We start from the raw sequence: 558 nt of genomic DNA, 5'->3' as shown, positions 1-558 counted from the left end.
CGAGAGAGGTATACCGACAAATGGCAGCGACGCACACACTCCCTCTGGCGTCACCAGGCATGGCACGCATCTGCCTTTACGGGGATTTGCAACGATTTGGCCGCCGCATCGATCTGCGTGTGAAAACGGGGGCCGAAGCCATCCGGGCGCTGGCCATGCAGATCCCGGCGTTTCGTCAGAAGCTGAGCGACGGCTGGTATCAGGTACGCATTGCCGGGCGTGATACAGGTGAAACGGAATTATCAGCCCGTCTTAATGAACCGCTGGCAAATGGTGCTGTGATCCATATCGTGCCGCGTCTGGCAGGAGCCAAAAGTGGCGGTGTGTTTCAGGCTGTGCTGGGGGCGGCTGTTATGGCGGTTGCTATATGGATGCCGGGGGTAGGAATTATGGCGAGTAATCTGCTGTTTTCTCTCGGTGCCAGTATGACGCTTGGCGGTGTGGCTCAGATGCTGGCCCCTAAACCCAAAACCCCCCGCACACAGACAACGGATAACGGCAAACAGAACACCTATTTCTCCTCACTGGATAACATGGTTGCCCAGGGCAATGTTCTGC

The 558-nt window shown here is 57.0% G+C and carries 1 protein-coding gene and 1 pseudogene; both read left to right on the top strand.

Annotated elements, in window-relative coordinates:
* A pseudogene (locus HEN21_RS22605) lies at nucleotides 1–123 on the top strand (phage tail protein); the annotation flags it as partial.
* On the top strand, nucleotides 87–558 hold a 472-nt coding region (locus HEN21_RS22600; RefSeq protein ID WP_183082962.1), incomplete at its 3' end, for a tail assembly protein. The pseudogene HEN21_RS22605 and the gene HEN21_RS22600, both read left to right, overlap by 37 nt.

Source organism: Escherichia sp. 93.1518, from assembly GCF_013368915.2.
In the GTDB taxonomy this organism is placed as follows: Bacteria; Pseudomonadota; Gammaproteobacteria; order Enterobacterales; family Enterobacteriaceae; genus Escherichia; species Escherichia ruysiae.
The sequence above is the reverse complement of the archived record's forward strand: the minus strand, read 5'-3'. Positions and strand labels throughout refer to the sequence as shown.